General features: G+C 62.0%; 28 protein-coding genes and 1 pseudogene. 5 read left to right on the top strand and 24 right to left on the bottom strand.

The features are described from left to right. Nucleotides 1-162 precede the first annotated feature (162 nt). The 14 genes and pseudogenes from ACMDB8_RS10015 to ACMDB8_RS09950 all read right to left on the bottom strand — a co-directional run bounded on the left by ACMDB8_RS10015 (nucleotide 163) and on the right by ACMDB8_RS09950 (nucleotide 11,760). Nucleotides 163-702, bottom strand: coding sequence for a type II secretion system protein (locus ACMDB8_RS10015; protein WP_409079274.1), 540 nt, complete (start codon nucleotides 700-702; stop codon nucleotides 163-165). Beyond that, nucleotides 677-1,051 (bottom strand): type II secretion system protein, encoded by a 375-nt coding sequence (locus ACMDB8_RS10010; RefSeq protein WP_056723510.1) that lies wholly within the window; start codon nucleotides 1,049-1,051, stop codon nucleotides 677-679. Before ACMDB8_RS10010 ends, ACMDB8_RS10015 begins: the two co-directional genes overlap by 26 nt. 4 nt (nucleotides 1,052-1,055) lie before the next feature. Further along, nucleotides 1,056-1,529 (bottom strand): type II secretion system protein, encoded by a 474-nt coding sequence (locus tag ACMDB8_RS10005; RefSeq protein ID WP_056723508.1) that lies wholly within the window; start codon nucleotides 1,527-1,529, stop codon nucleotides 1,056-1,058. A gap of 2 nt (nucleotides 1,530-1,531) precedes the next feature. After that, a complete protein-coding gene (locus tag ACMDB8_RS10000; RefSeq protein WP_223541486.1) occupies nucleotides 1,532-3,358 on the bottom strand; it encodes a secretin N-terminal domain-containing protein in 1,827 nt (608 codons plus the stop codon). Beyond that, nucleotides 3,355-3,873 carry a hypothetical protein gene (locus ACMDB8_RS09995; protein ID WP_056723503.1) on the bottom strand — a complete coding sequence of 173 codons (519 nt, stop codon included), beginning with the start codon at nucleotides 3,871-3,873 and terminating at the stop codon, nucleotides 3,355-3,357. The genes ACMDB8_RS10000 and ACMDB8_RS09995 overlap by 4 nt, the downstream gene beginning before the upstream one ends. Further along, a complete protein-coding gene (locus ACMDB8_RS09990; RefSeq protein ID WP_409079273.1) occupies nucleotides 3,873-4,421 on the bottom strand; it encodes a pilus assembly protein PilO in 549 nt (182 codons plus the stop codon). The genes ACMDB8_RS09995 and ACMDB8_RS09990 overlap by 1 nt, the downstream gene beginning before the upstream one ends. Continuing rightward, entirely contained in the window at nucleotides 4,408-4,953 is a 546-nt protein-coding gene (locus tag ACMDB8_RS09985; protein ID WP_056723500.1) for a PilN domain-containing protein, read from the bottom strand. Before ACMDB8_RS09985 ends, ACMDB8_RS09990 begins: the two co-directional genes overlap by 14 nt. A gap of 1 nt (nucleotide 4,954) precedes the next feature. Beyond that, nucleotides 4,955-5,758, bottom strand: coding sequence for a hypothetical protein (locus ACMDB8_RS09980; protein WP_409079272.1), 804 nt, complete (start codon nucleotides 5,756-5,758; stop codon nucleotides 4,955-4,957). Further along, entirely contained in the window at nucleotides 5,739-7,445 is a 1,707-nt protein-coding gene (locus ACMDB8_RS09975) for a GspE/PulE family protein (RefSeq protein WP_056723496.1), read from the bottom strand. The genes ACMDB8_RS09980 and ACMDB8_RS09975 overlap by 20 nt, the downstream gene beginning before the upstream one ends. An 84-nt stretch (nucleotides 7,446-7,529) precedes the next feature. Continuing rightward, entirely contained in the window at nucleotides 7,530-8,063 is a 534-nt protein-coding gene (locus ACMDB8_RS09970; protein ID WP_056723493.1) for a response regulator, read from the bottom strand. Between the two features lie 363 nt (nucleotides 8,064-8,426). Continuing rightward, nucleotides 8,427-9,977 carry an ABC transporter substrate-binding protein gene (locus tag ACMDB8_RS09965; RefSeq protein WP_409079271.1) on the bottom strand — a complete coding sequence of 517 codons (1,551 nt, stop codon included), beginning with the start codon at nucleotides 9,975-9,977 and terminating at the stop codon, nucleotides 8,427-8,429. Beyond that, nucleotides 9,974-10,243, bottom strand: a pseudogene (locus tag ACMDB8_RS09960) (hypothetical protein); the annotation flags it as partial. The pseudogene ACMDB8_RS09960 and the gene ACMDB8_RS09965, both read right to left, overlap by 4 nt. Nucleotides 10,244-10,293: 50 nt before the next feature. Beyond that, a complete protein-coding gene (locus ACMDB8_RS09955) occupies nucleotides 10,294-10,950 on the bottom strand; it encodes an SCO family protein (protein ID WP_056723488.1) in 657 nt (218 codons plus the stop codon). Between the two features lie 201 nt (nucleotides 10,951-11,151). Next, entirely contained in the window at nucleotides 11,152-11,760 is a 609-nt protein-coding gene (locus tag ACMDB8_RS09950) for a lytic transglycosylase domain-containing protein (RefSeq protein ID WP_056723487.1), read from the bottom strand. A 194-nt stretch (nucleotides 11,761-11,954) separates the two neighbouring features. Here ACMDB8_RS09950 and gspG point away from each other — a divergent pair, with 194 nt between their 5' ends. The 3 genes from gspG to ACMDB8_RS09935 all read left to right on the top strand — a co-directional run bounded on the left by gspG (nucleotide 11,955) and on the right by ACMDB8_RS09935 (nucleotide 14,321). Beyond that, a complete protein-coding gene (gene gspG, locus ACMDB8_RS09945) occupies nucleotides 11,955-12,389 on the top strand; it encodes a type II secretion system major pseudopilin GspG (RefSeq protein ID WP_056723485.1) in 435 nt (144 codons plus the stop codon). A 14-nt stretch (nucleotides 12,390-12,403) separates the two neighbouring features. After that, nucleotides 12,404-13,591 (top strand): type II secretion system F family protein, encoded by a 1,188-nt coding sequence (locus ACMDB8_RS09940; protein WP_223541484.1) that lies wholly within the window; start codon nucleotides 12,404-12,406, stop codon nucleotides 13,589-13,591. Nucleotides 13,592-13,766: 175 nt separating this feature from the next. After that, nucleotides 13,767-14,321: a hypothetical protein gene (locus ACMDB8_RS09935; protein WP_413966571.1), complete on the top strand. Its 555-nt coding sequence runs from the start codon at nucleotides 13,767-13,769 to the stop codon at nucleotides 14,319-14,321. Nucleotides 14,322-14,403: 82 nt separating this feature from the next. On the opposite strand, the gene ACMDB8_RS09930 is transcribed toward ACMDB8_RS09935, so the two are convergent. Then, on the bottom strand, nucleotides 14,404-15,300 hold the full coding sequence (locus ACMDB8_RS09930; protein ID WP_056723480.1) for a LysR family transcriptional regulator: 897 nt from the start codon (nucleotides 15,298-15,300) through the stop codon (nucleotides 14,404-14,406). Nucleotides 15,301-15,444: 144 nt separating this feature from the next. Between ACMDB8_RS09930 and ACMDB8_RS09925 the strand changes: the two genes are divergently transcribed. Then, complete coding sequence (locus ACMDB8_RS09925) at nucleotides 15,445-16,872, top strand: mechanosensitive ion channel family protein (RefSeq protein WP_056723478.1); 1,428 nt, start codon at nucleotides 15,445-15,447, stop codon at nucleotides 16,870-16,872. A 115-nt stretch (nucleotides 16,873-16,987) separates the two neighbouring features. Here ACMDB8_RS09925 and ycaC read toward each other — a convergent pair whose 3' ends face one another. From ycaC to ACMDB8_RS09890, 7 genes are all read right to left on the bottom strand, one after another. After that, entirely contained in the window at nucleotides 16,988-17,614 is a 627-nt protein-coding gene (gene ycaC, locus ACMDB8_RS09920) for an isochorismate family cysteine hydrolase YcaC (RefSeq protein WP_056723476.1), read from the bottom strand. Nucleotides 17,615-17,683: 69 nt separating this feature from the next. Further along, entirely contained in the window at nucleotides 17,684-19,522 is a 1,839-nt protein-coding gene (locus ACMDB8_RS09915; protein ID WP_056723474.1) for an amidohydrolase, read from the bottom strand. Then, nucleotides 19,522-20,130, bottom strand: coding sequence for an antibiotic biosynthesis monooxygenase (locus ACMDB8_RS09910; RefSeq protein WP_223542233.1), 609 nt, complete (start codon nucleotides 20,128-20,130; stop codon nucleotides 19,522-19,524). Before ACMDB8_RS09910 ends, ACMDB8_RS09915 begins: the two co-directional genes overlap by 1 nt. After that, nucleotides 20,123-20,539 (bottom strand): DoxX family protein, encoded by a 417-nt coding sequence (locus tag ACMDB8_RS09905; RefSeq protein WP_056723469.1) that lies wholly within the window; start codon nucleotides 20,537-20,539, stop codon nucleotides 20,123-20,125. The genes ACMDB8_RS09910 and ACMDB8_RS09905 overlap by 8 nt, the downstream gene beginning before the upstream one ends. Before the next feature lie 257 nt (nucleotides 20,540-20,796). Beyond that, the gene (locus ACMDB8_RS09900; protein ID WP_056723467.1) at nucleotides 20,797-21,156 is read right to left on the bottom strand and encodes a DUF6124 family protein; all 360 of its coding nucleotides are present in this window, start codon (nucleotides 21,154-21,156) and stop codon (nucleotides 20,797-20,799) included. A gap of 1,084 nt (nucleotides 21,157-22,240) precedes the next feature. Beyond that, nucleotides 22,241-23,158, bottom strand: a complete 918-nt coding sequence (locus ACMDB8_RS09895) for a LysR family transcriptional regulator (RefSeq protein ID WP_056723466.1) — start codon at nucleotides 23,156-23,158, stop codon at nucleotides 22,241-22,243. A 47-nt stretch (nucleotides 23,159-23,205) separates the two neighbouring features. Then, the gene (locus ACMDB8_RS09890; protein WP_056723464.1) at nucleotides 23,206-24,195 is read right to left on the bottom strand and encodes an MBL fold metallo-hydrolase; all 990 of its coding nucleotides are present in this window, start codon (nucleotides 24,193-24,195) and stop codon (nucleotides 23,206-23,208) included. A gap of 262 nt (nucleotides 24,196-24,457) precedes the next feature. On the opposite strand from ACMDB8_RS09890, the gene ACMDB8_RS09885 reads away from it, so the two are divergent. Further along, a complete protein-coding gene (locus tag ACMDB8_RS09885) occupies nucleotides 24,458-24,913 on the top strand; it encodes a helix-turn-helix domain-containing protein (protein ID WP_056723463.1) in 456 nt (151 codons plus the stop codon). Between the two features lie 37 nt (nucleotides 24,914-24,950). Here ACMDB8_RS09885 and ACMDB8_RS09880 read toward each other — a convergent pair whose 3' ends face one another. Together ACMDB8_RS09880 and ACMDB8_RS09875 are read right to left on the bottom strand one after the other, a co-directional pair. Beyond that, the gene (locus ACMDB8_RS09880) at nucleotides 24,951-25,775 is read right to left on the bottom strand and encodes an alpha/beta fold hydrolase (RefSeq protein ID WP_046043440.1); all 825 of its coding nucleotides are present in this window, start codon (nucleotides 25,773-25,775) and stop codon (nucleotides 24,951-24,953) included. 31 nt (nucleotides 25,776-25,806) lie between these two features. Then, nucleotides 25,807-26,382 (bottom strand): flavodoxin family protein, encoded by a 576-nt coding sequence (locus ACMDB8_RS09875; RefSeq protein WP_056723461.1) that lies wholly within the window; start codon nucleotides 26,380-26,382, stop codon nucleotides 25,807-25,809. Between the last annotated feature and the right edge of the window lie 36 nt (nucleotides 26,383-26,418).

Genomic DNA, 26,418 nt, shown 5'->3' with positions numbered 1-26,418 from the left:
ACGCCGCCGTTACCGCAGCAATGGATATGTACACGGTCAACAAAAGACAGGTCGGCTGTCAGGCCGCCTTCGTCGGAACGCCGCCCGGAGCAAGCCCGCTCCCACAATTGGACCGGGTACATTTGGCGGAAATGTGTTGCCTGTCAAACCCGCTCCCGAGGTTCAAGGCTGCAATGCCTGGGGCCCGGTGGACTGTTCTTTCGGCGGTCCCTCGGCGCCATCGAGAACGACTTTCTCGGCCACGAACTGCCAGTCCTTGTAACTGGCCATGCCCTTGAAGTCCGCCCACTGGCTGGGGAAGTTCTCTTGCTTGAGCGGCTTCTGCTCGGACGGGCAATACACACCGCTGATACGCCCGTCCAAATCGCGCATCAGCTCCCACTCGCCACCCGTCATCGGCTCCGGGTACAACTGCCGCAGGTGATGCCTGGCCGTCGGGAAACGCTCGTCCTGCAACAGGTCCTTGAGCTCTTTCGGATACTGGGCCATACCGGGTGAACTGCGGTGATAGCTGCGCAACGCCTGGGCATACTGCGTACCGGCCCAGAGCAACTGCATTTCCCGATCACGGCGAGAAGCGGTGGCCCACAACTCGCCGGCACTGGCCAGGCCCATGCCCAGCACGACGATCAGAAACAGCACACCCAGGTAGGTAAAGCCATCCTGGTTCGCAGGTTTACCACTCGGAATAAAGGCTGCCATCGCGCGCCCTCCCGCTGGCCCCACTCTTGATATCGGACACCCCGCCCGCCACGCCATCCGGTGGCGCGACCATGACCCAGGTGTCCTTGCGCTCGGCAATCGGATCCAGCGGCTGGTTGCGCAGGTAGCGCAGTTCGACCAGCTGTTCGATGGAGTCGGGATAACGCCCGGTGTCCCCGTAATAGTGATCCAGTGCCTCGCGCATGGACGACAGGCTCTGGCGCAGGGTGGTCTCCTTGGAGGCCTCCAGGCTGCCGAAGTAGCGTGGCAAGGCGATCGTCATCAAGGTCGCGATGATCGCCATGACCACCATCAGTTCAATCAGGGTAAAGCCCTTTTGCCGACGCATATGCTCACCACTCTCGGTAGGCGATGCCATTGAGACCCTTGCCGCGTGCCTTGGAGTAAACGTCAAAGACGTCCTGGCCCTCCCGCGGGTTCTCAGCCGAACTGTCATAGGAACGCAGGCCCCAGCCGCCCTCGTCGTCACGCTTGACGACTGCCAGCGGGTCACGGGGGATGCGCCGCAGGAAGTAGAACTTGGCGCCCTTGGGGCTGCGCGTGTCACGCACACCCTCGACCAACACTTGCAGGTTCGGCGGGTAGCCGCTGCTGTCGATCGACTTCTCGATGTAGCCGGCGTCGAAGGCCTGCTTGTAAGCATCGATGGCATCGCGGATCTGGTACAGCGCGGTCCGCAGGTCCTGCTCTTTGCCCCGGCGCACCACGGTCTCGGTCAGCGGTGCGGCCATGCCGGCCAGCAGGCCGACCAAGGCGAGCGTCACCACCACTTCGACCAGGGTAAAACCGCGTTGCGAGGCGTTCATGATCAAGGCTTCCCAACGGTAACGGTGGTGGCGATCGGTGCGTTCATGGGGTTGGTCTGAACCGTCGTGCTCATCGAACGGTCCGGTGCCTGGATGTGCATGCTGGTTTCGGTACCGGTCTGGAATTCCATGTCCGACGGGCTCTGGTACGGCAGGTTGCGCACGATCCGTGGGGTGATCGACAACACCAGTTCGGATTTGCTGACGTCGTCCTTGTTGCTGCCGAACAGGCGACCCAGGCCGGGAATGTCACCCAGGCCGGGGATCTTGTTGCCGGTGCTGCCATGGTCGTTGCGCACCAGCCCGGCGAGGATCTGGGTTTCTCCGTCATGCAGGCGCAGAGTGGTCTGGGCGTTGCGCGTATCGACCTGGACCGGAATGGTGCCCTGAGCGGTCGGCGTCAGCGGCGTGGCGTTACTGACTTCCAGCGCGATCTTGATCGCCACTTCGTTGTTCAGGTGCACGATGGGTTGCACTTCGAGCTTCAGACCGACGTCGAGGTAGGTCACGCTTTCGGTGATCACCGGGCCCTGGGTCGAAGGCACCGAGGTGGCGCTGATGATCGGCACACGCTGACCGATGTGGATGCGCGCCTGTTCGCGGTTGCTGACCCGGATCACAGGGCTGGCCAGGGTGTTGATGTCCTTGTCCTGGGCATTGATCTTGGCCTGGGGCGATGGCGAGATCGTGATGCGGCCGGAGTTGATGCCCTTGAGCTGATCGAGAAGGGTCACCGCCGAGCCGTCGCTGTTGACCACGCCAAAGGTGTTGGGCCATTGCAGGCCAAGGTCGAGAATGCGCTGGCGGGCGACTTCCATCACTTCCACTTCCAGCACCACTTCCGGGTTGGACTGGTCCTGCGATTGCAGGAGTTTTTCCGCCATGCGCACCGCGTCGCCGGTATCGCGCATGGTCAGGGTGTTGAGGCGCTCATCGACGAACACGTCGCGGGTCTTGAGCATGGTCTTGATCATGTTCAACGCCGTGTTGGCATCGATGCTGGTCAGGTAGAAGGTACGCATCACCAGTTCCTGGTAATCCTTGATCTTCTGCGGCGAGTCCGGGTAGATCAGCAAGGTGTTTTCGTTCACCACTTTCTGATGCAGCTGGTTCTGTTGCAGCAGCAGATCCACGGCGTCTTCGATACGCACGTCACGTACGAAGATCGTGGCTTTCATGTCCGGGCGCAGGTCCTTGTCGAAGATGAAGTTCAGGCCGGCGACCTGGGACAGCACTTCGAAAATGGTCTTGAGGTTGGCATCGCGAAATTCCAGAGTCACCGGCCGGTCAAGGCGCGTGCGCAGCTGGGGGTACTGCACCACGTTGCGGCTCTGCACCAGGCGGATGCTGTCTTGCAGTTCCAGGGCGCCTTCGTTCTTCGGGTCCAGTTCGAGAATCTGCTTGACCTGGCGGTCGGCACCGTAGATGTCACCGCGACGCAGGTCGCCACGGGCCAGTTCGAGTTTCTCATCCATGCTGCGCAGGTAGTCGAGCTGGCGCAGGGAGTCCTGGGCGCGACGGTTGTTCGGCTCGATATTCAAGACCCGGCTGTAAGTCATGCGGGCCCCGGCGAAATTACGCTGGGTGCGGTCCATGTCGGCCTGGCTCAGCAGCGACTTCACGGCGAGGGCCCGTCCGTTGTTGAGGGCCATGTGCAAATCGGTATCGCGAGGGTTTTCCCGCAATCCCTCTTCGATGCGGGCCAGACCGGCTTCGTACTGGCCCGATTCGATCAGGGCCGAAGCTTCATCCTTGGCGAGCTGCGCGGAACTGCATGCGGCCAGCCCAGCGCAGAGACAAAGGCTCATCAACAAACGGGATTTGTTCATTCCGTACTCCCCACAGACAAAGTCTGCGCCAAACGCAGAGGCAGGTAGACCAGGCTCAGTTCCTTCTCGGAAATCCGCTCGATCCGCCAGGTTTCGTCGATGACATCCCCCTTGCGCACGACGTATATTTTTTCGCCGCTCTGCAAGAACACCTGCAGATCGGAATGGTCATGCAGCCTGCCGACAAACTGGAAGGGCAACGGTGGTGCCGTGGGGACTTGCACCACCGGAGTAACGACTACCGGTTGTTCAGTGACGGTGCCAGGGGCCGGCGCCGCTATCCAGCTGCGGGCGGCGAACAGGTCGCCTGCCGGGCTCAGGTCCTTGATCGGCGTCAGCGCAGCGGCACTCGATGCAGCCGTCGGTGCGCCCGGGGTCTTGCCCTTGACTGGGGTAGCCACGGTGGCCACCGCAAGGTCGCTGTCGTCGGCCTGATTGAAGTATTCGGGGAGCCAGGCGAGCGCTGCCGCTACACCGAAGAACGCCACCCAACCCGCCACGCGTTTGGTATTCATCATGACCTCGACAGGTAAAGGGTCATGCGGATCCGCCCGGTCAGGTCGGTATCGGCGATATTCTTGCGCGAAAGCTCCACATCCTCGAGCACCACTGCTGGTAACTGGCCGAGCAAGGCGTGCAGGAAACGCCGCAGTTGCGGGTAGCTGCCACGTACCGGCAGCAGAATCTGATAACGGGCCAGGTGCGTCTTGGGGTCCACGCCCAGGGAGTATTCACCCCGGGACAAGGTGATGCGCTCCTGGGCGGCCAGGGCATAGATCTTGTCGATGGCCACGGTGGCCTGGGGCTGGGATGGCAACTTGCTGCGGAAGTCGTCGAGCTGGCGCTGCGGCACCACCGGTGCGGCCACGCTGCCGTCTTCGACCTTGGCCAGGTACTCGGTGGCTTCGCGAGTCTGCTGGCTGAGACTTTGCAGCGACTCCCAGTCCGGCAGCAAACCTACCAGGCCATAGCTCAGCGCCAGCACCAGCATGGTCATCCCTGCCAGCCCCGGAACGCCCAGGCCTTTCAGGTATTCGTGGACGATCAATTTATGGATTTGCATCGCCGATCTCCCAGGTGGCCGACAGGTTGAACTGCACCGGGTGTTCCGGCACGTTGGCGACAATTTCGTGGCTCAGCAGCGACACGTCGGACAGCTCGTCGCTGGCTTCGAGGCGACGGTGGAAATCGAGCATGGCTTCCAGGTCCAGCGCCTCGGCGCTGATACGCACCTGGCCCTTGCGGGCGTCCGGGGTAAGGGTCAGCAGCGCAATGTTGTCCCGCGGCATGGCTTCGAGGGTGGCGAACAGGCGCTCCCAGGGACGACGCAACTGCTGGGAGACCTTGCGCATTTCCGCCAGGTTATGCGCCTGCTCGCGAATTTGCGCCGGGGTCAGGCTGAGTTTGCTGCCGGTATCGCCGGTGAGCACTCGCTGCGTGGTTTGCAGATGCCCCTGCTGCTGTTCGGCCTCGTTGCTCAGGTGCTGTTGCACCATCAGGCAAGTCAATGTCAGCACCACGCCACCGGCCAGCAGGCTCCAGCCCAAGGGGCCTGCACGGCGGCGCGGCTGAAAGTCGAGCATCAGGGGGCGCATGTCAGGCCACCGCCCGAGACATGAGGTACAGGCAATCGCGTGCGGCTGTCCGGTCTTCTTCGAGGCTGCGCAGCTGCACGCCGGGCACGTCGGGAGGCGAATCGATGCGCGCCGGTGCATGCAGGTAGACATTCAACGGCCGTTCGCTGGTGGAAGCCTGCAACTGGTTTTCACGACCGATCAGCGCGGTCAGCGCGGCATCGCTGTCGCTGCTGCCCACCGAACGCACCGAGGTCCAGCGTCCTTCCCGGGCCAGCAGCAACACGCTGCGCACCGGTTCGGCGACCACGAACAGGAAGTCCCCGGCTTCAAAGCTTTTATCGAAATGGTTGAACGCCACCATCAGATACGGCTGCACCGAACGCAGGCGCAAACCGCGAGCACGGACCAGGGCGCGCAGGCGTTCGAGCAAGCCCTGTGGCAGCGCGGTGGCGATGCGATCGTAACCGGCGGGTTCGGCCGAGAGCACCAGGCTCCAGGGCTGCGTCGGGGCACCGTAGAGGTCTTCGAAACACAGGTGGGCGAAGCCGAGCAATTCGGCCGGGCTGCTGATCTGCTCACTCCAGGGCACCAGGCAATAGCGGCTGAAGTGCCCGGAGATCACCACGGTCAGTTCCGCCCTGGCAACGCTGTGTTCGGCCAGCAAGCGGTCAAGGGTATCGAGGGCCACCGTCCAGGCCTGGAAGCCTTCGTCGATGTAGCCGACGCTGCCCAGCCAGTGGGTTGCAGCACCCTGCCGTTGCCCCAGGCCAACACCGTTGGCGCCGAGCACGGCGACAAATTGCTCACGAGATAAAAGTGACACGATTGATCTCCTCGAGCGTCGTCCGGCCTTGTTCCACCATCTCCAGCGCCGACTCGCGCAACAGTCGCAAGCCACGCTTGCAGGCGTGCGCCTTGATTTTCGAAATGGGCTGGCGCTCGACGATCATTTGCCGCAATTCGTCGTCCAGATGCAGCAATTCGGCAATCGCGCTACGCCCGCGATAACCGGTGCCCCGGCAATGCCCGCAGCCCTTGCCGTGGACGAACTGGTAGTGAGCGACCTTTTGCGGATCGAGCCCCGAGACCTCCAGTTCTTCTTGGGTCGGGCTGTAGGGGCTGCTGCAACTGGTGCAGACCAGGCGGATCAAACGCTGGGCCAGCACGGCATTGAGAGCCGAGACCAGGCTGTAGGGATCGATTTCCATCTGGGTGAAACGGCCGATCACGTCGAACACGTTGTTGGCATGAATGGTGGTGAACACCAGGTGACCGGTGAGCGCCGATTGCACGGCGATCTGTGCGGTGTCCGGGTCGCGGATTTCACCGACCATGATCTTGTCCGGGTCATGGCGCAGGATCGAGCGCAGGCCCCGGGCGAAGGTCAGGCCTTTCTTCTCGTTGACGGGGATCTGCAGCACGCCCGGCAGTTGATACTCCACCGGGTCTTCAATGGTGATGATCTTGTCCACGCCGTGGTTGATCTCGGTGATCATCGCGTACAGGGTGGTGGTCTTGCCGCTACCGGTCGGCCCGGTCACCAGCACCATGCCATAGGGTTCGGCGGCCAGCCGTCGCAACTGGCGCAAGGTTTCTTCTTCAAAACCCAGGGCCTGCAATTGCACACCGCAGACCTTGTCCGCCAGGTCCTGTTTATCGAGGACCCGCAGCACCGCGTCTTCCCCAAAAATGCTCGGCATGATCGACACCCGGAAGTCGATCTGCCGGCCGCTGATGCCGATCTTGAAGCGGCCATCCTGAGGCACGCGTTTTTCGCCGATGTCCAGTTCGGCCATGACCTTGACCCGGGAAATCACTTGTTCGGCGAATTCGTTGCCCTGGATCTTGCTGATGTTGTTGAGCACACCGTCGATCCGGTACTTGATCACCAGGCCGCTGCCGGTGGTGCCGAGGTGGATGTCGCTGGCGTGCATTTTCAGCGCGTCGTACAGGGTCGAGTTGACCAGTTTGACGACAACGCTGGAATCTTCGCTGATGCTGGTCAGGGACAGGCTTTGCAGGTTATCGATCTCGGCGCCGGCGTCGCTCTGGGCGTTGAGCGACTCCACCGCATGGAAGCTTTCTTCGTGACGCGCCAGGTAGGCCTTCAGGTCATCGGCATGCACCAGATACAGCGGCGCGCCTTGCAGGCATTCATCGATCCAGGCCAGGCGCGCACTGTCGAAAGGGTCGGCGAACACACCGATGACCGCATCGTTATGACGCAGCAGAGTGAATTCGCGCTTGAGGCATTGAGCCAGGGTGACCCGGTCGAACACCGGGGTGGAATTGAACAGGCTGTCGGTGTCGAGCACCGGGTAGTGCAGGGTTACGCCGAGGCATTGAATGAAGGGCATGGGAGCCAGTTCGCACAGTCCCCCCAGGGCGTCCAGCATCCGCTCGCCGGAACTGGTGGCCAGGGCCCGGGCCTGGGCCAGTTGCTCACTGCTGAAACGAGTCGGTGCACATTCCGGTTGCGCCGGTTCTACGGCAAGGGATAGACGGTCCATGGCTTGCTCTCCAACGCCCGGGGCTTTGGGCCCTGTCGGCGCGGCGAGCCATTTCGGCGCAGGCCGAAACGTCTTGTCGCGCCACTACTCCCCGGTGAGCAATTGTTCGTCGTCTGGAGCCTTGGTGGCCGATGTACTTTTTCGGCGATCTGCCAGCACCCAACTACCGTCGTACAACTGCAACGGGAAACTCTCGGTCCTGCTCTGGCGTCGTTCGACAAAGCCTTCGCAAGTGCTCACTCCCGCTTTGGGTTCGCGTTGCCTGCCCAGAAGATCAAGCACTGCACGGGCCAATTCCGCCAATGGAAACGGCTTGAACAGGATATGGCTGACGCCCAGTTGCCGGGCCCGCTCACAAACTTCCGCGGTGGGGTGCCCTGTGATCAGCACGAAATGACACTTCCTGTTCTGGCGGACGGCATCGAGCAACTGAAAGCCTTCCATATCGGGCAAGCGGTAATCGAACACCATCACATCGGGCGCGAAATCGTCAGCTTCAGCGATTCCTTGCGCACCGTCGTGGGCAATCCGGACTTCCAGTGCTTGCGCCTGCAGGTAACCCTGGAGGTTCTCCGCCAGCAACTGTTCGTCATCAACAACCAGTACTTTGTTTAACAAGGTGGACTCCTTGAAACCGCAGGTCCGGGATTTGAACCTGACGGAGTGCGCGCCCTGACAGGACTAACGCATACTTCATGCCAGGCTGGGCGCCGGTAATTTTAGGACTTCATGTCCTTGAATTTAAAAACAATGCCTTTTCGTACCGTAACTCCATCCCCCAGAAACGGGGAAAGCGACCTGATTGGCACTGATTTATTTCCCCCACTGTTGGGGAAACCCCCTATTGATCGTCAATCCGTTCGATTCGATTGCGCGAGCGCAATGGCGCCGACGCCCTCTTCCCGGTTAAGCGTAGCCCTGCGATTTCGACAGTGAAAGCGTCTGCACCGGGTGGTATCGAGTTTCATGATCGGCCTCCGGTCAGGGCTTGGCAGCAATGGGTTTATAGGGCGCGACCAGGAAGAAACGCTGATCCGGCAGATCCACCGTGACGATATGGGCACCGCTCAGGCCCAGGCGTCGGCCCGGACCAAAGCTCATCAGTGGCGTCAGCCCGGTATCGAAGTCACGCAGGCCTTCCAGAGCACTGACCAGCTTCTCGCGACTGGCATTTCGCCCGGCCTGCTTCATGCCTTCGCTGAGCAGCATCATCGAACTGAACGCGCCCACTTGCAGCACCGCGTGCTGGCCACCGAGGCCCTGATGTTCGCGCAGCTGGGTCAGGGCCAGGCGCCCGGCCAGGGTCCAGTCGCTGGGCACGAACGGATAGGCCAGGAACACCCGCCGGGAAAATCCGCTGGGCATCTGCGTCAGATTGCCCGCCACCTGGTTCGAGGCTGCGAACAGGTAAGGCACCTGTCCCGCCGCTTGCAAGCGCTCGGCCAGGCGACTGAAGCCGCTGCTGCTGCCCAGGTAAAACACCGAGCGCGACCCCAAGGGAAAATCATCCCCGGCCGGGTCATAGGCTTGCAGGCTGACCTTTTGCCAGGCGTGCCCCTGCAAGTATTTGCTGAGGTCTTGCGCCGCCAGACGTTGGCCGGGTTCGTCCGGGTAGGCGATCAGCGTCGGCCCCTGAAGCACCCGCAGGCTGGCCCTGGCGTAGTCGGCCAGGGCGATCAATTGCTCGCGAAGGCCCGGCAGCGGTTCGAATATCTGCGGGCTGGTATAGGGCGTGCCTTGCAAGGACAGCGGCCCGATCAGGGGAATGCCGGCCCGTTCCAGACGTACGGCGAAGCTCCCGTCCAATGCCGGCGCCAGCGGTGCGATCAGGGCAAACACCTGCTCTTCGTCGATCAACCGATCCAGCGCCTTTTCGGCACTGGCGCGGTCGGCACCGGGGTCGAGGATGGTCAGGCGCAACTGCCGGCCATGAATTCCGCCCGCCTCGTTGATGCGCGCCACGCAGCCGTTGAGCACCGCCGCCACCGTGATGCCCTCCTCGCCCAAGGGTCCGGAACCCGGCAACAACGTGCCCAGGTGCAGACTGTCTGGGGCCAGGCCCGGGTCGCTGTCGGCGGCCAGGTGCTTGAGGTACGCCGTGAGGTTGCGTTGATCGATCATCGACAACACGAACCGTGGCATCGTTGGATCGAGCTGGTTGTTGCCCGGATCGCGCCCCTCCTGCACCGCCCGCGCCAGGGTGGTTTCACTGTAGGCCGGGTAACTGCGGCCGTTGATGTGCTGTTGGCCCTGGCTGCTGGCCAGTCTCGACCAGCGCAGGTCTGGCGGGCGCACCTCGCCTTCCGGGCGCCCGAGGCCATCTTCACCATGACAACTGGCGCACGGCAGGCGGCTGGCCGGCAGCAGCATGCCCGCTGCGCCGACCCGGACCATGACCGGATCGCCGTTGGCCGACACGCCTTCGTGGTACAACCGTTTCCCGGCACTTTCGCTGAGGCTCAGCGGCAGTGCCTGGGCGGTGAACGCGATGCCGCCGAAGAGCAGCAGGCCAAGGACGAGGGCAGTATTCATGGCCGTGGCTCCGCGACCGGGGCAACGGGACGGATTTTGCTCCAGCGTCTGTTCGCCGCGTCACCGACGATCCACCGGGTGGAGTGTTGCGCGGGGGTCGGCAGGATCTGGTCGATGCGCCCCCATACAAGGTCCATTTGCACCTTGTCTTCGGTAAGAAAAAACCAGTGGGGCCCATCGATGCCCTGTTTCAAGGTGCAAGCCTTGAGTACCGCCACAGTGTTACGCAGCGGATCACTGGTAAGGGAGATAAAGGTGCTGCCGTTCTGGCCCTGCAAGGGTGTGCAGGGCAAGCAGGTTTTCCTGTCGAGGGCGCTCATGGCTGATGCTCCATGGCGATGGCGGTGTGCTTGGCGTGGGCGTTGCGTTCGCCTCTGAGCCTCTCGACGGCCCGGGCCAGCTCCGTCGGGTCGGTGAGACCGTAGTAGCGGGTCCAGGAACGGTTGTTGCCGTCCCCCACCAGAATCAGCGGCGAGTGGTTCTCGAAGCCACCGCTGTAGGCGCCAAGGCCCTTGAGGGTGGCATCGACCGACTGCGGCGAACCGGTCAGCCAGCTCCAGCCCGGCCCCTTCTGGAAGGTGCGGGCGTAGTCATTCAGCCGTTGGGGATCATCACGCTGCGGGTCGATGCTGATCGACACCAGTTGCACCTCGGTGCCGACCCGCGCGCCCAACTGTTTTTGCACCCTGCCCATAATCGAGGACACCACCGGGCAGACCGTGGTGCAGTTGGTGTAGATGAAACCCATGACCACGATCTTGTTGCTCACCAGGTCTTTTTCCAGGCTGACGACCTTGCCGTTCTGGTCCAGCAGGGTCACGTCGGCAAACCTGATCCGGGCGGTCTCCGGGTTGGCGGTGCTGGCCGACATATCGTGCCCGGTGTGCTCGTCCACCGAGTGTGCCGGCGCCTGGTCGATACCGAAGACCAACAGGCAGAACGTCAGCAGGCCGCGATGCGCGAATCGGTCCATGTCTGTTTCCTCTTGGTGGTGTATCGCCACTTCTCGACAAATCGACCGGAGCAATCCGCATGCCACAAAAAAATACGTTATTAATCAGCTTGTTATAATTACGACTTGATAGGTCGGGGGATTTACCCCACCCAATCCCCCCACTTTTTCGCCGGGGCCATCATTCCCCACTATTGGGGAAAAATCCCCCGGGGGTTTCGATCACAGCGGCGCATCCGCGGGCAACCCCTGCAAACGCCGATACTGGTTCAGCACGCTGGGCACATAACGCTGGGTCTCGGCGAACGGCGGGACCACGTTGCCCCGGCTGAGCACCGCTTGCGGGCCGGCGTTATAGGCCGCCACGGCGAGGCGGATATCGTTGTCGAACATCGTCATCAGGCGCTTGAGATAGCGGGCGCCGCCCTGGATGTTGGCCTTGGGGTCGTAGACATTGGTCACACCCATTTCGCGGGCAGTGTCGGGCATCAACTGCATAAGCCCGCGAGCACCCTTGGGTGAGGTGGCGCGGGCGTTGTAGCTCGATTCGGTCTTGATCACTGCGTGAATCAGCGCCGCCGGCAGTTCGTTGGCCGTGGCTGCCGCCGCCACCAGCTCGGCATAGGGTTGCGCGGCGATCATCTGCGGTTGCTGATCGAGGCTGACCACCGCCGCATCGGGCTCACGAATCACCCGTTCATAGTGGCGTCCGGGGCGGTGGACGTTGGACAGGACGTAGCTGCCATTGGCGTCCACGGAAACAAACACATCGGCCTGTGCGGCGCCGGCCAGTACAAGCAGACCCAGTAATCCGGTGGTGAGTGTTTTCATTGTTATACCTCCCCTTCCGGCCCCGAAAATTGGGGCAATTGCCCCAATGGCCAGTCGTGCACCAGCCATACGCAAGCACTGTGCCGTAAGCGAGAAGGCCCGTAGTACGGGGGGCGCGCCAGGGTCAGCAATCGTGAGCATGGCAATTGCATGCAACTACATGGCAACTCTGCTGCCGACTGAGTGAGGTCATCATGAATCAGCGACTGTCTTATGCCCGGCGACCCCAAGGCGGGTTCACCTTGCTCGAACTGTTGGTAGTGCTGGTGGTACTGGGGCTGTTGGCCGGCATCGTGGCGCCGAAGTATTTCGCCCAACTGGGCCGTTCCGAAGTGAAAGTGGCCAAGGCGCAAATAGAGGGCTTGAGCAAAGCCCTGGACCTTTACCGCCTGGAAGTCGGCCATTACCCATCGACCGAACAAGGCTTGCAGGCGCTGGTCACCGCCCCCGCCGACGAACCGCGCTGGACCGGCCCGTACCTGCAGAAAAAACTCCCGCAAGACCCCTGGGGCCGCAACTACGCCTATCGCTATCCCGGTGAAAACAGCGAGTACGACCTGTTGTCCATGGGCAAGGACGGGCAGCCCGGTGGCGAAGGCGAGAACGCCGAAGTCACCAACTGGAACTGACGGGAATGGCGACCATGCGCTTTCATCTCAAGGCCGTTGGCAAGGCCGGTGTCGTCTCGATGACCGTCGAAGCACCGGGGCACAGCGAAGCCAGGCGCATCGTCGAAGACCAGGGCCTGCGGGTGGTCAGCCTGCACGCCGAGCGACATTGGCGCGCGTTGCGCCTGCACAAGCGCGAGACGTTCAACCTGGTGTTGTTCAGCCAGGAACTGACCACCCTGCTCAACGCAGGCCTGCCGTTGATCGATGCACTGGAAAGCCTGGCGGAAAAGGAAAACGCGCCACAGGCTCGCAAGACCTTGAACGAGTTGGTTCGCCTGCTTTACGAGGGTAAATCGTTTTCCCAGGCCCTGAGCCAGTTGTCGGCGGTTTTTCCTCCGCTGTACGTGGCGCTGGTGCAGTCCAGCGAGAAGACCGGCGCCGTGGGCGATGCCCTGGGCCGCTATGTCAGTTATCGCCAGCGCATGGACGAGGTTCGCCAGAAGATCATCAGCGCTTCGATCTACCCCTTGCTGTTGCTGGTGGTGGGCGGTGGCGTGGTTTTGTTTTTGATGGGGTATGTCGTACCGCGCTTCAGCCTGGTGTTTGAAGGGCTGGGGTCGAACCTGCCGTGGATGTCGCAGATCCTGATGAGCAGCGGCATGTTCCTGCACGCCCACCAGGGTGAATTCTTCGGTGGCTTGCTGGCCATCATCGTCGCCCTCACCCTGCTCCAGCGCCAGCCGGCGTTTCGTCGGGGGCTGGACCGACTGATCGAAAAACTCCCCGCGGTGCACCAGCGCATCTTCATGTATGAACTGGCGCGTTTCTACCGTTCGCTGGGGATTCTGCTACAAGGTGGCATCCCTCTGGTCACTGCCATGGGCATGGTCCGTGGCCTGCTCAGCGTCGCCTCCCGCACGCGCCTGGACCAGGCCTGCGACCGGGTGCGCGAAGGGCAATCACTCTCTGCCGCGCTGGAACTCAATCACCTGGTGACCCCCGTGTCCCTGCGCCTGCTGCGTGCCGGCGAACAGTCCGGCAACCTCGGGCAAATGATGGAGCGCAGCGCCGACTTCTACGACGAAGAAATCAGCCGCTGGATCGAATGGTTCGTGCGGCTGTTCGAACCCTTGCTGATGACCTTCATCGGCCTGCTGATCGGGGTGATCGTGATCCTGATGTACATCCCGATTTTCGAACTGGCCTCGAGCATTCACTGACCCTTTGGAGTTGACCCTTTAGAAGCAGGTCCGGCCGTGCATCGCATTCTTTTTCAACGTTCCAGCCGAATAAATCGGTGCGTTGAACTGTTCATCTAGTTCCCATGGGGAAAAAAGGCAGCACATTGCAATGTTCATCAACGTTCCAATCTGAATAAAAAAGACGGAGAACGACATGCTCATCAATAAGCTTTTACTGGCAGTAGCTATTGGCGCGGTTCTGTCGGCGTCTACCGTATTGATTCCGGACAGCCTGTCCGGAGTTTCCAGTGCTCAGGCCAAGGATGGGGGGGGTAGTGGCGGCGGCGGTGGTGGTGGCGGAAGTGGTGGTGGTGGCGGAAGTGGTGGTGGCGGAGGAAGTGGTGGTGGAGGTGGAGGCGGCGGTAGCGGTGGTGGCGGCGGCAGTGGTGGTGGTGGCGGTAGTCACGGTGGAAGCGGCAGTGGCGGCAACAGCGGCAGCGGCCACAGTGGCGATCATGGCAGCAACAGCGGCCATGGCAGTGCCAACAGCGGTTCGAGTCACTCCGGAACGGCCTCGTCCTCAGGTCGCAGCGGCACCCATGATGAGCCCGGCGATGACCATGGGGTTCATGCCAATGGCGAGCCCGGTGATGACCGTGGAGTGCATGCCAATGGCGAGCCCGGCGATGACCGTGGAGTGCATGCCAATGGCGAGCCCGGCGATGACCGCGGTGTCCATGCCGAACCCGGTGATGACAAAAGGAGCTGATCCCAGCTGATTCCCATACAACACAAAACCCTGTGGGAGCGGCGCACCGCCGCTCCCACAATAGATTGTGTGAACCATCTCATTACAACCCACCCTCAGACTGATCCAGTTCCTCGCGCAAGAACTCAACCAGCGCCTGCACCGGCCGCGAACTCTGCCGGTGTTGCGGATAGACCGCCGATAACGTCAGCGGCTCGGGGCGCAAATCCTCCAGCACCTCCACCAGTCGCCCATCCTTCAACGCCGAGCCGACAATGAACGTAGGCAAATACGTGATCCCCAGCCCGGCGATCGCCGCATCCTTGAGCAGTTCACCGTTGTTGACGCGCATCCGCCCGCTGACATTGACGCTCAATGATTTGCCCTGCCCCGCAAACCGCCATTGCACCTGTCGACCATGGCCATACGGCAGGCAGTCGTGACTGTGCAAGTCTTCAGGCTTGAGCGGTGTACCGCGCTCGGCCAGGTACGCCGGGCTTGCGCAGTACACCCGCTCAATGGAGGCAATGCGTCGGGCGATCAGTGTCGAGTCCTCCAGTGTGCCGATGCGCAGCGCGAGGTCGTAGCCCTCACCGAGCAAATCCACGGGGCGATCGCTCAAATCCATCTCCACCGTCACGTCGCGATAGCGCTGCAAAAACACCGGCAACAGGCAGCCCAGATGGGCCAGTGCGAACGACAGCGGCGCACTCACCCGAATGGTTCCCCGTGGCTCGGTGGTCTGGCCGGCGATGCCCTGCTCCACTTGTTCGACTTCGCTGAGCAGGCGCAAGGCTGATTCGTAATAGCTCTGCCCCAGGGGCGTAACGTCCAGGCGCCGGGTCGAGCGATTGAGCAAGCGCACGCCCAGGCGCTCTTCGAGTTGCATCAAGCGGCGGCTGACAAACTGCTTGGACAGCCCCAATTGATCGGCGGCCGCCGTGAAGCTGCCGGAGTCCATGACCTGGCAAAAAATGCGCATATCTTCGAAGGGGTTCATTGTCACCTCCCGGTTGACAGTCAAACACTTTATAGCCGCTTTTTCCCTTCATGGCACACCATTAATCTTCGTTCACCGCACTGAAATCACCTTCCCCGAAGGATCTGCGATCTGTTTGCCGCAAGCATTTAAATGGAGTTCCCCATGTCCTTGCTCCTTGAGCATTTGCTTTCCCTGAGCGCACTGCTGTTGGTAGTCGACGCCCTGCTCTGGCACCTCGCGCCATTCAAGCATCGCGTCAGCCGGGTCGGTGTGCGCCTGGCGCTGTTTGTGCTGTTCAGCGCGGTGCTCATCAACGCCGGTGTCAGCCCGTTGCAGGCACCCTTGTTTGCCGAAGATCCCGTGGCACAACTGGGGGCCACGGCACTGGGGATTCTCTGGTGGCTGTACGCCGCGCGGGTGCTCACCGAAGTGATCGGCCTGGCCCTGATGCAGCGCATCGGCCACAGCGGCCGGCTGTTGCAGGATGTCATCGGCGCACTGGTGTTCCTGATTGCCGTGGTGGCCGCCGCCGGCTACGTGCTGGAGCTGCCGGTGAAAGGCTTGATGGCGACCTCCGGCGTCGTCGCCATCGTGGTGGGCCTGGCATTGCAGAGCACCTTGAGCGACGTGTTCTCCGGCATCGTGCTCAACACCACCAAGCCGTATCAGGTCGATGACCGGGTTTCCATCGACGGAATTGAAGGCAAGGTGCTGGACATCGACTGGCGTGCCACCCACCTGCTGACCAGCGCCGGCAGCACCGCGGTGGTGCCGAACTCGGTGGCGGCCAAGGCGAAGATCGTCAACCTCAGCCGCCCGTTCAACCTGCACGGTGTGTCCATCAGCATTCAAGTGCCCAACCACATCCGCCCGCGTCGGGTACTCGACGCCCTGGACCGCACTCTGCAAGGCAGCAGCAGCCTGCTGCTCGATCCGGCGCCGAAAGCCGTGCTCAAGGAAGCCGGCGAAACCATGTCCGAATACGTGGCCAGCGGCTTTATCGCCGAGTTGGGCAAAAAAGGTGAAGTGCGCAATCAACTGTTCGACCTGGCCCATCGGCACCTCGAAGCGGCAGGCATTTCCCGGCAACCCGATGGCGTGATCGAACCGTCGACCCGCGCACGGGCCTTGCTCGATGAAGTGAAAATCTTCCGTTCCCTGAGCGCCGAGGAGCGTGATCGCCTGGCCCAGAACATGGTGGCGCAACAATACACGGCCGGTGAAGTGGTGCTGGATCTGGAAGAAGTACCGGACAGCCTGTTCGTCATCGCCACTGGCGTGGTCAGCGCCACCGTCCCCGACGGCAGCACGCAGATCGAAGCCGGGCGCATGGGGCCGAGCGAAGTCATGGGCGAACAAAGCATCCTCGCCGACACGCCATCCCAGGCACGGTTCACCGCCATGACTTCAAGCATCATTTACCGCCTCGACAAATCCCTGACCCGCAGTTGCATGGCGCAACGACGGGAAGTCGACCGGGCGTTGAACAAGCTGCAAGCAGTGCGCCAGCAGAACAGCCGGATGGCGTTGATGGCCAAGCCGGTGGCGGTCAGGAAAGGTGGATTTTTGAGTTGGTTGCAAAAGCGTTGAAAGAAAAAAGATCGCAGCCTTCGGCAGCTCCTACAGGGAAACACATTCCGAAGTAGGAGCTGCCGAAGGCTGCGATCTTTTAAAGGCTGCTGGCCAAAGCCAGCAGCCACAACCATTACTGCGCAGTAAATTTCATGTAGCTGTTGATCAGGTTGCGATAGTTCGGCAGGCGCTCGGACAGCAGGTTGGCCAGGCCTTCCATGTCGTTGCGCCAGTCGCCTTGCAGCTCGCAGGCCACGGAGAACCAGTTCAGCAGGTGCGCACCGGCGGCCGACATGCGTGCCCAGGCCGCTTGTTGCACGGTGGTGTTGAAGGTGCCGGAAGCGTCGGTCACCACAAACACCTCAAAGCCCTCGGCAATGGCCGACAGGGTCGGGAACGCCACGCACACGTCGGTCACCACACCGGCGATGATCAGTTGCTTGCGACCGGTGGCCTTGATCGCCTTGACGAAGTCTTCGTTGTCCCAGGCGTTGATCTGGCCCGGGCGAGCAATGAACGGCGCGTCCGGGAACTGCGCCTTGAGCTCCGGCACGATCGGGCCGTTCGGACCGCTGTCGAAACTGGTGGTGAGGATGGTCGGCAGCTTGAAGAACCTGGCGATGTCGCCCAGCGCCAGCACGTTGTTCTTGAACTCGTTGGGCGAGAAATCCTGTACCAGCGAGATCAGACCGGTCTGGTGGTCGACCAGCAAAACCACGGCATCGTCTTTGTTCAGGCGTTTGTACGGAACGTTGCTCATTGGAAACTCCTTGATGGATGGTTGTCGCAGTCAGCGCCGACCTGTTGGGCCGGCGCTTTTTTAAAAGAGTCAGAAGGCAAAACACGAGCAGCCAAAGGCACCCCAGAAACCGGCAAAATCGCTGACCGGCGCGTTCGACAGGCGCGCCCGTTCATGACTGTGGGAATGCACCGCGCACGGGCCGCTGCAATGGTGAACCTGGGCCTGCATCGGCGACGTCGGGCGCCAGTGACCGGGCACCTTCACCACCGGCGACCAGTCCGGCAGTACCGGCACGCTGGCCGGCCCGAGTTTCTCGAAGTCACCGGCACCGTAGACCACCTTGCCGCCGACCACGGTCAACACCGACTCGATCCACTTGATCGCCTCTTCATCGACGCTGAAAAAATCCGCGCTGAGGGCGGCGACATCGGCCAGTTGCCCGACCTTGATCTGGCCCTTCTTGCCTTGCTCCGACGAGAACCAGGCGCTGCCGTGGGTGAACAGTTCCAGCGCCGTCAGGCGTGAAAGGCCTTCGGCGTGCAACTCCATACCGCCGACGGTGCGACCGCTGACCATCCAGTACAGCGAGGTCCACGGGTTGTAGCTCGACACCCGCGTCGCGTCGGTACCGGCGCCGACCGGCACACCTTCGGCCAGCATGCGTTTGATCGGCGGCGTGGCTTCGGCCGCTTTCGCGCCGTAACGCTCGACGAAATATTCACCCTGGAACGCCATGCGATCCTGGATCGCGATGCCACCGCCCAGCGCCCTCACCCGCTCGATGTTCTGCGGGGTGATGGTTTCGGCGTGGTCGAAAAACCACGGCAAGCCATTGAACGGAATGTCGCGATTGACCTTCTCGAACACATCGAGCATGCGGCTGATGGATTCGTTGTAGGTGGCGTGCAAACGGAACGGCCAGCGTTGCTCGACGAGGTGGCGCACCACCGGCTCCAGCTCGGCTTCCATGGTTTGCGGCAGGTCCGGGCGCGGTTCGAGGAAGTCTTCGAAGTCCGCCGCCGAGAACACCAGCATTTCCCCGGCGCCGTTGTGCCGCAGGAAATCGTCGCCCTGGTGCAGCTTCACGCTGCCGGTCCAGTTCTTGAAATCGGTCAACTCTTCCTTGGGCTTCTGGGTGAACAGGTTGTAGGCGATGCGCACGGTCAGTTGCTCGTCCTTCGCCAACTGCTCGATCACCTGGTAATCATCCGGGTAATTCTGGAAACCGCCGCCGGCATCGATGGCGCTGGTCAGGCCCAGGCGATTGAGCTCGCGCATGAACTGGCGGGTCGAGTTGACCTGATACTCCAGCGGCAACTTCGGCCCCTTGGCCAGGGTCGAGTACAGAATCATCGCGTTGGGCCGCGCCACCAGCATGCCGGTCGGCTCGCCGTTGGCGTCACGCACGATCTCGCCCCCCGGCGGGTTCGGTGTGTCGCGGGTATAACCGGCGACGCGCAACGCGGCACGGTTGAGCAAGGCGCGGTCGTACAGGTGCAGCACAAACACCGGCGTATCCGGTGCCGCCTGATTGAGCTCCGCCAAGGTCGGCATGCGCTTCTCGGCGAACTGGAATTCGTTCCAGCCACCGACCACCCGCACCCATTGCGGCGTCGGCGTACGGTCGGCCTGCTCCTTGAGCATGCGCAAGGCATCGGCCAGGGACGGCACACCTTCCCAGCGCAGTTCCAGGTTGTAGTTCAAGCCGCCACGGATCAGGTGCAAGTGCGAGTCGTTGAGCCCGGGGATCACGCAGCGGCCCTTGAGGTCGATCACTTGTGTGCCCGAACCACGCAGTGCCATGGCTTGGGCATCGCTGCCGACCGCGACAAAACGCCCGTCGCTGATCGCCACGGCGCTGGCGAGCGGTTTCTCACGGTCAACGGTATGGAATTGACCATTGAACAGAATCAGATCGGCGTTCATCACGGTTCCTCGTGCAAAGTAGCGGGAGACAGCCAGGGCGCGAACAGACGCGTCGCCATGGGCATGAAGAGGTAAACCACCGACAGCACGATGGTCAGGGTGATCAGGAACGTGGCCACCACGTAGTTGGAGAGCAAGGCGTTGAGCCGTAGCAGCGGCCCCCAGAGCAACGGTACCAGCAGGGTGTGCGGCAGGATCACCAGCAGCGTTACCACGGCCTGCTTCCAGCGCGGCGGTGGCGTACCGGCCTCGGCCTGGGGCGAGAACCAGAACTCGTTGACCGGATTGACCTCGGTCTGGTCGCCATCGGCCAGCATCGGCGCGGCTTCGTTGACCAGTTCCTGGCGTTGCGGTGAATCGAGCCAGTTCTGCATTGCCTCGGTCGAGCAAAAGCGCAGCACGCAGGTGTAGGTATCGAGGCCGGCATTCTTGCCGCGCACCACGTCCACCCCCAGATGCCCGACGTTCTGCGCGGCCACCTTGACGATATTGCGCAGCCAGGCTTCATAAGGCACTTCGAAACCGGCCTTGACCCGGTGCTTGACGATCAGGGTCACCACCTCATCAGGTCCGGGACTGGCCGGCTCACGGCGATTGAGATCAGACATAACGCAAGGCTCCGACGAAACGGACATTGAGCGCCAGCCGTCCCGGCCCGGCGATGAAAATACTGGTGAAGACAATCAGCAGCAGCCAGCCGAACTGGCCTTCGAAGAGCGTCCACTGCGGATGCACGACCAACATCGACACACACAGCAAAAACAGAATAGGCAAACACGCCAGACGCGCCAGCAACCCGGCAACGATGAGCAGCGGGCACACGACCTCGGCGAAAATCGCCAGCAGCAGCGTCAGGTTCGCGCCCAGATGGAAAGGGTCTTCGATGTTCTGCAACTCGGCACTGTAGTGAAACAGCTTGGGCAAACCGTGTACCCACAACAGGAACAACCCGCCGCTGACCCGCAGGAACAGCAGCCCCCAGTCTTGCGCCCGATCATCGCGTCGCGAAGCGTCCATGGCCTACCCGCACAAATAAAAAACCACCGGCATCGATACGCCGGGACAGGACTTGATAGTGCCGGGACGGGGGGAGGAAAAATTGAATGTACGTGCTCTGTTTGCGGGAAGACCGAGATCGACCAAACGACATAGAACCCTGTGGGAGCGAGCTTGCTCGCGATGGCGGCATCACATTCAGCATGGATGTTGACTGACCCACCGCAATCGCGAGCAAGCTCGCTCCCACAGGTTTATTTGTTGTTGCTTCTACCGGGTTATTCCTGCGGGTCGAGATTATCCAGCGCCCGGTTCACCGCCAGTTCGCCCAACATGATGATTTGCGCAATCCCCAGCAGCGCGTTGCGATGAGGGCTTTGCAGAAATCCCGCAAGGTCACTGGCCATGATGCTGGCCGAGGCCAGGGATTCGCAGGCGTGGGCCAATAGCGTTTCGGTGTTGATGTCGGGGGCGATGACAAACATCGTGCTGGGTTTGTGCGATGGAGCCGGATCTTTTGCGGGGTTGAGGTAGTGATCCAGTGCGCGGTCGGCGGCTTCGTGGAGCTTTCTGGAGTCGAGCGAGTCGTAGGGGGAAACGTCGTCGGATTGCGGGGGATTGGGGGTTGGTTTGCACATGGCGGAGCTCCTTTATACCTGGTGAAACCACCAAAACCCGTCGCTAAACAAGTAAGGGTGGCAGCTGTACGCAGGTTAGCGAACCGGGAGGTATAAGACCCGGCAGACCCGAAGGTCTCCCGCGCACAGCCACCATGTCGAAAATTGCAGACTGGAGCCTTGTTGCGCTTATACCTGGTCGGGTCGCTAAACCCGGTCGCTGAATTTGCAGCGACCGGGAAACGATAAAGACCGGGTACAAGACTCACAAGCCGGCGGATTCTGGCGTAGTTGTAGGCAACGACGCAAGGCGGTGTGGCTTTCAGGAATAGAGGCTGACGGCTTTTAAACAGGGCTGTCAGAACGCGGCACATTCCCTGTGGGAGCGAGCCTGTTCGCGAAGGCGGCATCACATACGGCACTGGTGTTGACTGATACACCGCTATCGCGAGCAGGCTCGCTCCTACAATTGGATCGGCAACATCTGTGAGGGATTGGTTGGCTGTCAGGCCGCCTTCGCGAGCAAGCCCGCTCCCACAGTTTGAGTTGTGTGTATCTGCGAGAGATTGGTTGGCTGGCAGTCCGTCTTCGCGGGCAAGCCCGCTCCCACAGGTACTGAGTACATCTGTGAGAGATTGGTCGGCTGGCAGGCCGTCATCGCGAGCAAGTCGGATCGCCGCACCGTCGCTCCCACAGAAGAGCAAAGGCAGAGCAGTCCACACCGCGCCGCTTCTCACCACTCATCAGGCCGAGCGTTAGCTCGCCTGCAGCTTTTGATCTTGATCCACCCGCCCCCTCGGAAAGCTGAGCGCAGGTGTTTATCCGGGGATGGGCGCGCAGCGCCGTTCGACGCAGTCGAACTCATTGCATGTAGGTCGAAGCGAAGCCGACCGGAGGGCAATGCCCCCGGATGAATGCCGGAGCGAAGGAACCCCGAGCCTTAGCGAGGGGCCGTACGTAAGGGGCGAGACCTTTGGTTACTTTGGGGCGTTTGCCAAAGTGACCCGCTGTAAGAGCGGAACCATAAGTGGCCGTGACCGCAGAAACGGATATGTACTCAATCACCCAAGAACCTGGTCGGCCCAGAGGCCGCCAAGGTCAACAACTAGGGAATATCCAAAGCCAAAGACATGAACTGACCAATCCGCGACCGCAACCACCGCTCCGCCGGATCATTGTCATGCACCCCGCTCCAGGCCATCGACAACTGCGCCGCCTCAATCTCGAACGGCGGATCCTCAGCCCGCAACCCACACCCCTCGACCAAAGCACACGCCGCATAATCCGGCACAGTGGCAATCATCTCGGTCCCGGCAAGCAACGCCCGCAACCCACTGAACTGCGGCACCCCCAGCACCACACGACGACTGCGCCCGACCTTCGCCAGATCCAGGTCGATATTGCCGCTCAAATCCCCCGAGAACGACACCATCGCATGGGGCCGCTCGCAGTACTCATCCAGGGTCAGCGTCCCGGGACGGGTGTCACCGCGCAGCACCTTGCAGGGAATATCGCGCAGCTTCTTGCGCTTGGCATTGGCCGGCAGATCCGTGGTGTAACTCACGCCCACCGAGATTTCCCCCGACGCCAGCAGCGTCGGCATCAACAGGTAATTGGCCCGCCGCACGACCACGACGATGCCCGGCGCTTCCTCCTGCAACTGACGCAGCAACGGCGGAAACAAACCGAACTCGGCATCGTCCGACAGCCCAATGCGAAACACATCGCAACTGGTCGCCGGATCGAACTCCTTGGCCCGGCTGACCGCACCGGAAATGGTGTCCATCGCCGGTTGCAACTCCTTGAGAATCGCCAGCGCCCGCGCCGTCGGCTCCATGCCACGACCGTTGCGCAGCAGCAACGGGTCGTCGAACAGGTCGCGCAAACGCCCCAGCGCGGCGCTCACCGCCGGCTGCCCCATGAACAGTTTTTCCGCGACGCGGGTCAGGTTCTTTTCGAACATCAGGGCCTCGAAAATCACCAGCAGGTTCATGTCGACGCGACGCAGATCGTTACGGTTCATAGACTCGGGTTCCTTGTATGTTCGGCCAGGCGCGAGAGCTGTCGACTTTACTCGATCAACGGTACGTTTGCCGCTCGTTTGTACGGCCCGTACTCCACCGGCACCCACTGGAAATGCTTGCCTTCGGCGGTGATATGACCGATACCGGGAAATGGCAGGTGCGCCGCCGTCACCCAGGTCTTGCTGGCGGCAGCGGCACTGAACACCTGGTTGCGGCTTTTGATCGCATGCTGGCTGTCGACGTCGAAACCGATCGATACCTCAGGATGCAGGAACTGCACGGCGAGGTTGTGCACCAGGTCGCCCATGAACAGAATGCTTTGCCCTTGAGACGTGAAACGGTACGTGGTGCTGCCCGGCGTGTGCCCGGCTTCCAGTTGCGCCTCGACCACGCCCGGTAGCGGTGACTGGCCGGGGGTGAAGGTCTTGAAACGGCCGGCGGCCACGTAAGGCGCGGTGGAATCCTGGGCGATTTTGAAGTAGCCCTTGGCCGCTTCCGGTGCCTTGGCCAATGCCTGCGGATCGAGCCAGTAGTCGGCCTCGGCCTTGGCGGCATACACCGTGGCGTTGGCGAACAGCGGTTGCTGTTGGCCGTCCACCAGGCCGCAGACATGATCAAGGTGCAGGTGGGTGATCAGGATGGCGTCCACTTGCTCCGGTTTGTAGCCGGCCGCTTGCAGGTTGGCCGGCAACTGGCCGGCGGTAGGGCCGATGCACTGCCCTGCCCCAGTGTCGATCAGGATCAGCTGTTTACCGGTGTTGACCAGAAAGGCGTTGAAGGCGGTCTGTACCCCCGGGGTTTCAATCGAACGACGGGCCAGCAGTGCGCGGATCCGGTCCTGGCTCATGCCCTGCAACAGCTTGGGCGACAGATCGTTGTAGCCGTCGAACAGCGCCGTCACTTCGTAATCCCCCAGCGCCAGGCGGAAGTATCCGGGTACTTGCGTGCCCACCTGCGCGGGCGCCTGGGCCTGTGCGCCGGCAGATATCAGCGCCAGGCCGATGGCGCCGAGCGTTCCCTGCAATGTCCGTTTCATCTGATTACCTTTCCAGGCCAAGCGGCGGTCCGTTATAGCCCGCTCCATTGTGCGCATCTTGTGCCAATCGCCGCTGCCCGCACTTGCAACGATGTGCTGTGTTCACACCCTCGGGCATGGAATTAACAACGTTTAACTCGTCAGCCGCATCGGCCGCCTCCAACAATGAAGCCCTCAGCGCAGAACTGTTTTTTTCCAGAGTAACGGTGCTGATCGCTCGAACCGGGCGCCAGCGCTTTTCCTCCCCGACCGGACAATGGCCATGGCTTACCCACAGCACACCACCGCCCGCGCACCTGCCAGCGAACCGCGCAAGCCCCACACCGGCGGCCTCAGCCCACAACGCGAAAAACTGGTTAAACAACTGATCCTCGAGCGTCTGGGCGACAGCCTGGAAGTCACTGAACTGGCACAGGCTTGCGCCCTGTCGCGCAGTCACTTCTCGCGCGCGTTCAAGTGCAGCACAGGCCTCTCGCCACAGGACTGGATTCGTCAGCAGCGCATTGCCCTGGCCAAGCAATTGATCCAATACACCGGCCTGAGCCTCACGCAGATCAGTCTCGAATGCGGTTTCTGCGATCAGGCGCACTTCTGCCACATCTTCACCCGCAGCGAAGGCATCAATCCGTTTTCCTGGCGCTGTCAGGTGGTGCATGGCCTTAAAAGCAAAAGATCGCAGCCTTCGGCAGCTCCTACGGGTATACACGCTGGCGTGTAGGCGCTGGCGAAGCCTGCGATCTCTTGATCTGTGCTTTTTAACCTTTCAAGAACGCCAACAGGTCAGCATTGAGCTGGTCCTTGTGGGTGTCCGTCAAACCGTGAGGGGCGCCCGGGTAAATCTTCAGGGTCGAGCCCTTCACCAGCCTGGCGGAGGAGACGCCCGCCGCTTCGTACGGCACAACCTGATCCGCGTCGCCATGCACCACCAGGGTCGGCACGTCGAACTTCTTCAAATCTTCGGTGAAGTCGGTTTCCGAGAACGCCTTGATGCAGTCATAGGCGTTCTTGTGGCCAGCCATCATGCCTTGCATCCAGAACCAGTCGATCATGCCCTGGGACGGTTTCGCGTCGGGTTTGTTGAAGCCGAAGAACGGGCCGCTGGCGAGGTCGATGTACAGCTGCGAGCGGTCGGCCAGCGAGGCCTGGCGAATGCCGTCGAACACTTCCAGCGGCAGGCCGCCGGGGTTGGCTTCGGTCTTGAGCATCTGCGGCGGTACCGCGGAAATCAGCCCGGCCTTGGCCACGCGGCCGGTGCCATGGCGACCGATGTAACGCGCCACCTCGCCACCGCCGGTGGAGAAGCCGAACAGCACGGCGTTTTGCAGGTCCAGCAGCTCGATCAACTGCGCCAGGTCGTCGGCGTAATGGTCCATGTCATTGCCCGACCACGGCTGGCTGGAGCGCCCATGACCACGACGGTCGTGGGCGATGACCCGGAAGCCCTTGGAGGCCAGGAAGATCATCTGCGATTCCCAGCTGTCGGCGTTGAGCGGCCAGCCGTGACTAAAGACAATCGGCTGACCGGTGCCCCAGTCCTTGTAGTAGATCTCGACGCCGTCGCGGGTAGTGAAGGTGCTCATGGGTGATGCTTCCTTAACGTTGGGGGGTGAATCAAACCGGTAGCGGGTTCATGCGATCCGCCAGGCGCGCCACACGCTCGCCCAGGTGCGCGGCGGTGCAGCGATCCTCGGGTGGAGGGGCATCGTCGGGGGATTGCTCGACATTCGACTGGGCCATGGCGCCCAGCGAGCTGCCCAGGCGATTGAGTTGGCCGTTGAACGCGCCGGTGCTGGAGCGTGCCGGCAGCAGGTCGAGGCCGACCCAGATCATCGAGTGCTGGGCGGCGAACACCGCCATTTGCAGCAAGGTGTTGAGCTTGTCGCCGCACAGGCTGCCGGAATTGGTGAAGCCCGCCGCGAGTTTGTCGCGCCAGGGCTGGGTCAGGTAGAACGCCGCCGTGGCCTCCATGAACGCCTTGAAGGCCGCCGAGGCGCTGCCCATGTAGGTCGGCGCGCCGAAGATGATGGCGTCGGCGCTGTGCAGCCGCGCCCAGTGCCCGTCCACTTCTTCGACCGGGATCAACTGGCAGGTGCTGCCCAGGTGCCGCTCCACGCCCGCGGCAACGGCTTCGGCCATGACCCGGGTGTGCCCGTAGCCACTGTGATAGACCACCACCACGTTGCTCATTGCTGTGTCCTTAGTGGGAGCGGCTCGCGGCTGACT

The sequence above is a fragment of the Pseudomonas monachiensis genome (assembly GCF_047345015.1).
GTDB classification, from domain to species: domain Bacteria; phylum Pseudomonadota; class Gammaproteobacteria; order Pseudomonadales; family Pseudomonadaceae; genus Aquipseudomonas; species Aquipseudomonas monachiensis.
This window is presented reverse-complemented; position numbering and strand designations above follow the sequence as displayed.

Excerpts from the sequence above, each read along its gene's own strand:
- ACMDB8_RS10015 (WP_409079274.1), bottom strand. The coding sequence starts at position 702 with ATGGCAGCCTTTATTCCGAGTGGTAAACCTGCGAACCAGGATGGCTTT.
- ACMDB8_RS10010 (WP_056723510.1), bottom strand. The coding sequence starts at position 1,051 with ATGCGTCGGCAAAAGGGCTTTACCCTGATTGAACTGATGGTGGTCATG.
- ACMDB8_RS10005 (WP_056723508.1), bottom strand. The coding sequence starts at position 1,529 with ATGAACGCCTCGCAACGCGGTTTTACCCTGGTCGAAGTGGTGGTGACG.
- ACMDB8_RS10000 (WP_223541486.1), bottom strand. The coding sequence starts at position 3,358 with ATGAACAAATCCCGTTTGTTGATGAGCCTTTGTCTCTGCGCTGGGCTG.
- ACMDB8_RS09995 (WP_056723503.1), bottom strand. The coding sequence starts at position 3,873 with ATGAATACCAAACGCGTGGCGGGTTGGGTGGCGTTCTTCGGTGTAGCG.
- ACMDB8_RS09990 (WP_409079273.1), bottom strand. The coding sequence starts at position 4,421 with ATGCAAATCCATAAATTGATCGTCCACGAATACCTGAAAGGCCTGGGC.
- ACMDB8_RS09985 (WP_056723500.1), bottom strand. The coding sequence starts at position 4,953 with ATGCGCCCCCTGATGCTCGACTTTCAGCCGCGCCGCCGTGCAGGCCCC.
- ACMDB8_RS09975 (WP_056723496.1), bottom strand. The coding sequence starts at position 7,445 with ATGGACCGTCTATCCCTTGCCGTAGAACCGGCGCAACCGGAATGTGCA.
- ACMDB8_RS09965 (WP_409079271.1), bottom strand. The coding sequence starts at position 9,977 with ATGAATACTGCCCTCGTCCTTGGCCTGCTGCTCTTCGGCGGCATCGCG.
- ACMDB8_RS09955 (WP_056723488.1), bottom strand. The coding sequence starts at position 10,950 with ATGGACCGATTCGCGCATCGCGGCCTGCTGACGTTCTGCCTGTTGGTC.
- ACMDB8_RS09950 (WP_056723487.1), bottom strand. The coding sequence starts at position 11,760 with ATGAAAACACTCACCACCGGATTACTGGGTCTGCTTGTACTGGCCGGC.
- gspG (WP_056723485.1), top strand. The coding sequence starts at position 11,955 with ATGAATCAGCGACTGTCTTATGCCCGGCGACCCCAAGGCGGGTTCACC.
- ACMDB8_RS09940 (WP_223541484.1), top strand. The coding sequence starts at position 12,404 with ATGCGCTTTCATCTCAAGGCCGTTGGCAAGGCCGGTGTCGTCTCGATG.
- ACMDB8_RS09935 (WP_413966571.1), top strand. The coding sequence starts at position 13,767 with ATGCTCATCAATAAGCTTTTACTGGCAGTAGCTATTGGCGCGGTTCTG.
- ACMDB8_RS09930 (WP_056723480.1), bottom strand. The coding sequence starts at position 15,300 with ATGAACCCCTTCGAAGATATGCGCATTTTTTGCCAGGTCATGGACTCC.
- ACMDB8_RS09925 (WP_056723478.1), top strand. The coding sequence starts at position 15,445 with ATGTCCTTGCTCCTTGAGCATTTGCTTTCCCTGAGCGCACTGCTGTTG.
- ycaC (WP_056723476.1), bottom strand. The coding sequence starts at position 17,614 with ATGAGCAACGTTCCGTACAAACGCCTGAACAAAGACGATGCCGTGGTT.
- ACMDB8_RS09915 (WP_056723474.1), bottom strand. The coding sequence starts at position 19,522 with ATGAACGCCGATCTGATTCTGTTCAATGGTCAATTCCATACCGTTGAC.
- ACMDB8_RS09910 (WP_223542233.1), bottom strand. The coding sequence starts at position 20,130 with ATGTCTGATCTCAATCGCCGTGAGCCGGCCAGTCCCGGACCTGATGAG.
- ACMDB8_RS09905 (WP_056723469.1), bottom strand. The coding sequence starts at position 20,539 with ATGGACGCTTCGCGACGCGATGATCGGGCGCAAGACTGGGGGCTGCTG.
- ACMDB8_RS09900 (WP_056723467.1), bottom strand. The coding sequence starts at position 21,156 with ATGTGCAAACCAACCCCCAATCCCCCGCAATCCGACGACGTTTCCCCC.
- ACMDB8_RS09895 (WP_056723466.1), bottom strand. The coding sequence starts at position 23,158 with ATGAACCGTAACGATCTGCGTCGCGTCGACATGAACCTGCTGGTGATT.
- ACMDB8_RS09890 (WP_056723464.1), bottom strand. The coding sequence starts at position 24,195 with ATGAAACGGACATTGCAGGGAACGCTCGGCGCCATCGGCCTGGCGCTG.
- ACMDB8_RS09885 (WP_056723463.1), top strand. The coding sequence starts at position 24,458 with ATGGCTTACCCACAGCACACCACCGCCCGCGCACCTGCCAGCGAACCG.
- ACMDB8_RS09880 (WP_046043440.1), bottom strand. The coding sequence starts at position 25,775 with ATGAGCACCTTCACTACCCGCGACGGCGTCGAGATCTACTACAAGGAC.
- ACMDB8_RS09875 (WP_056723461.1), bottom strand. The coding sequence starts at position 26,382 with ATGAGCAACGTGGTGGTGGTCTATCACAGTGGCTACGGGCACACCCGG.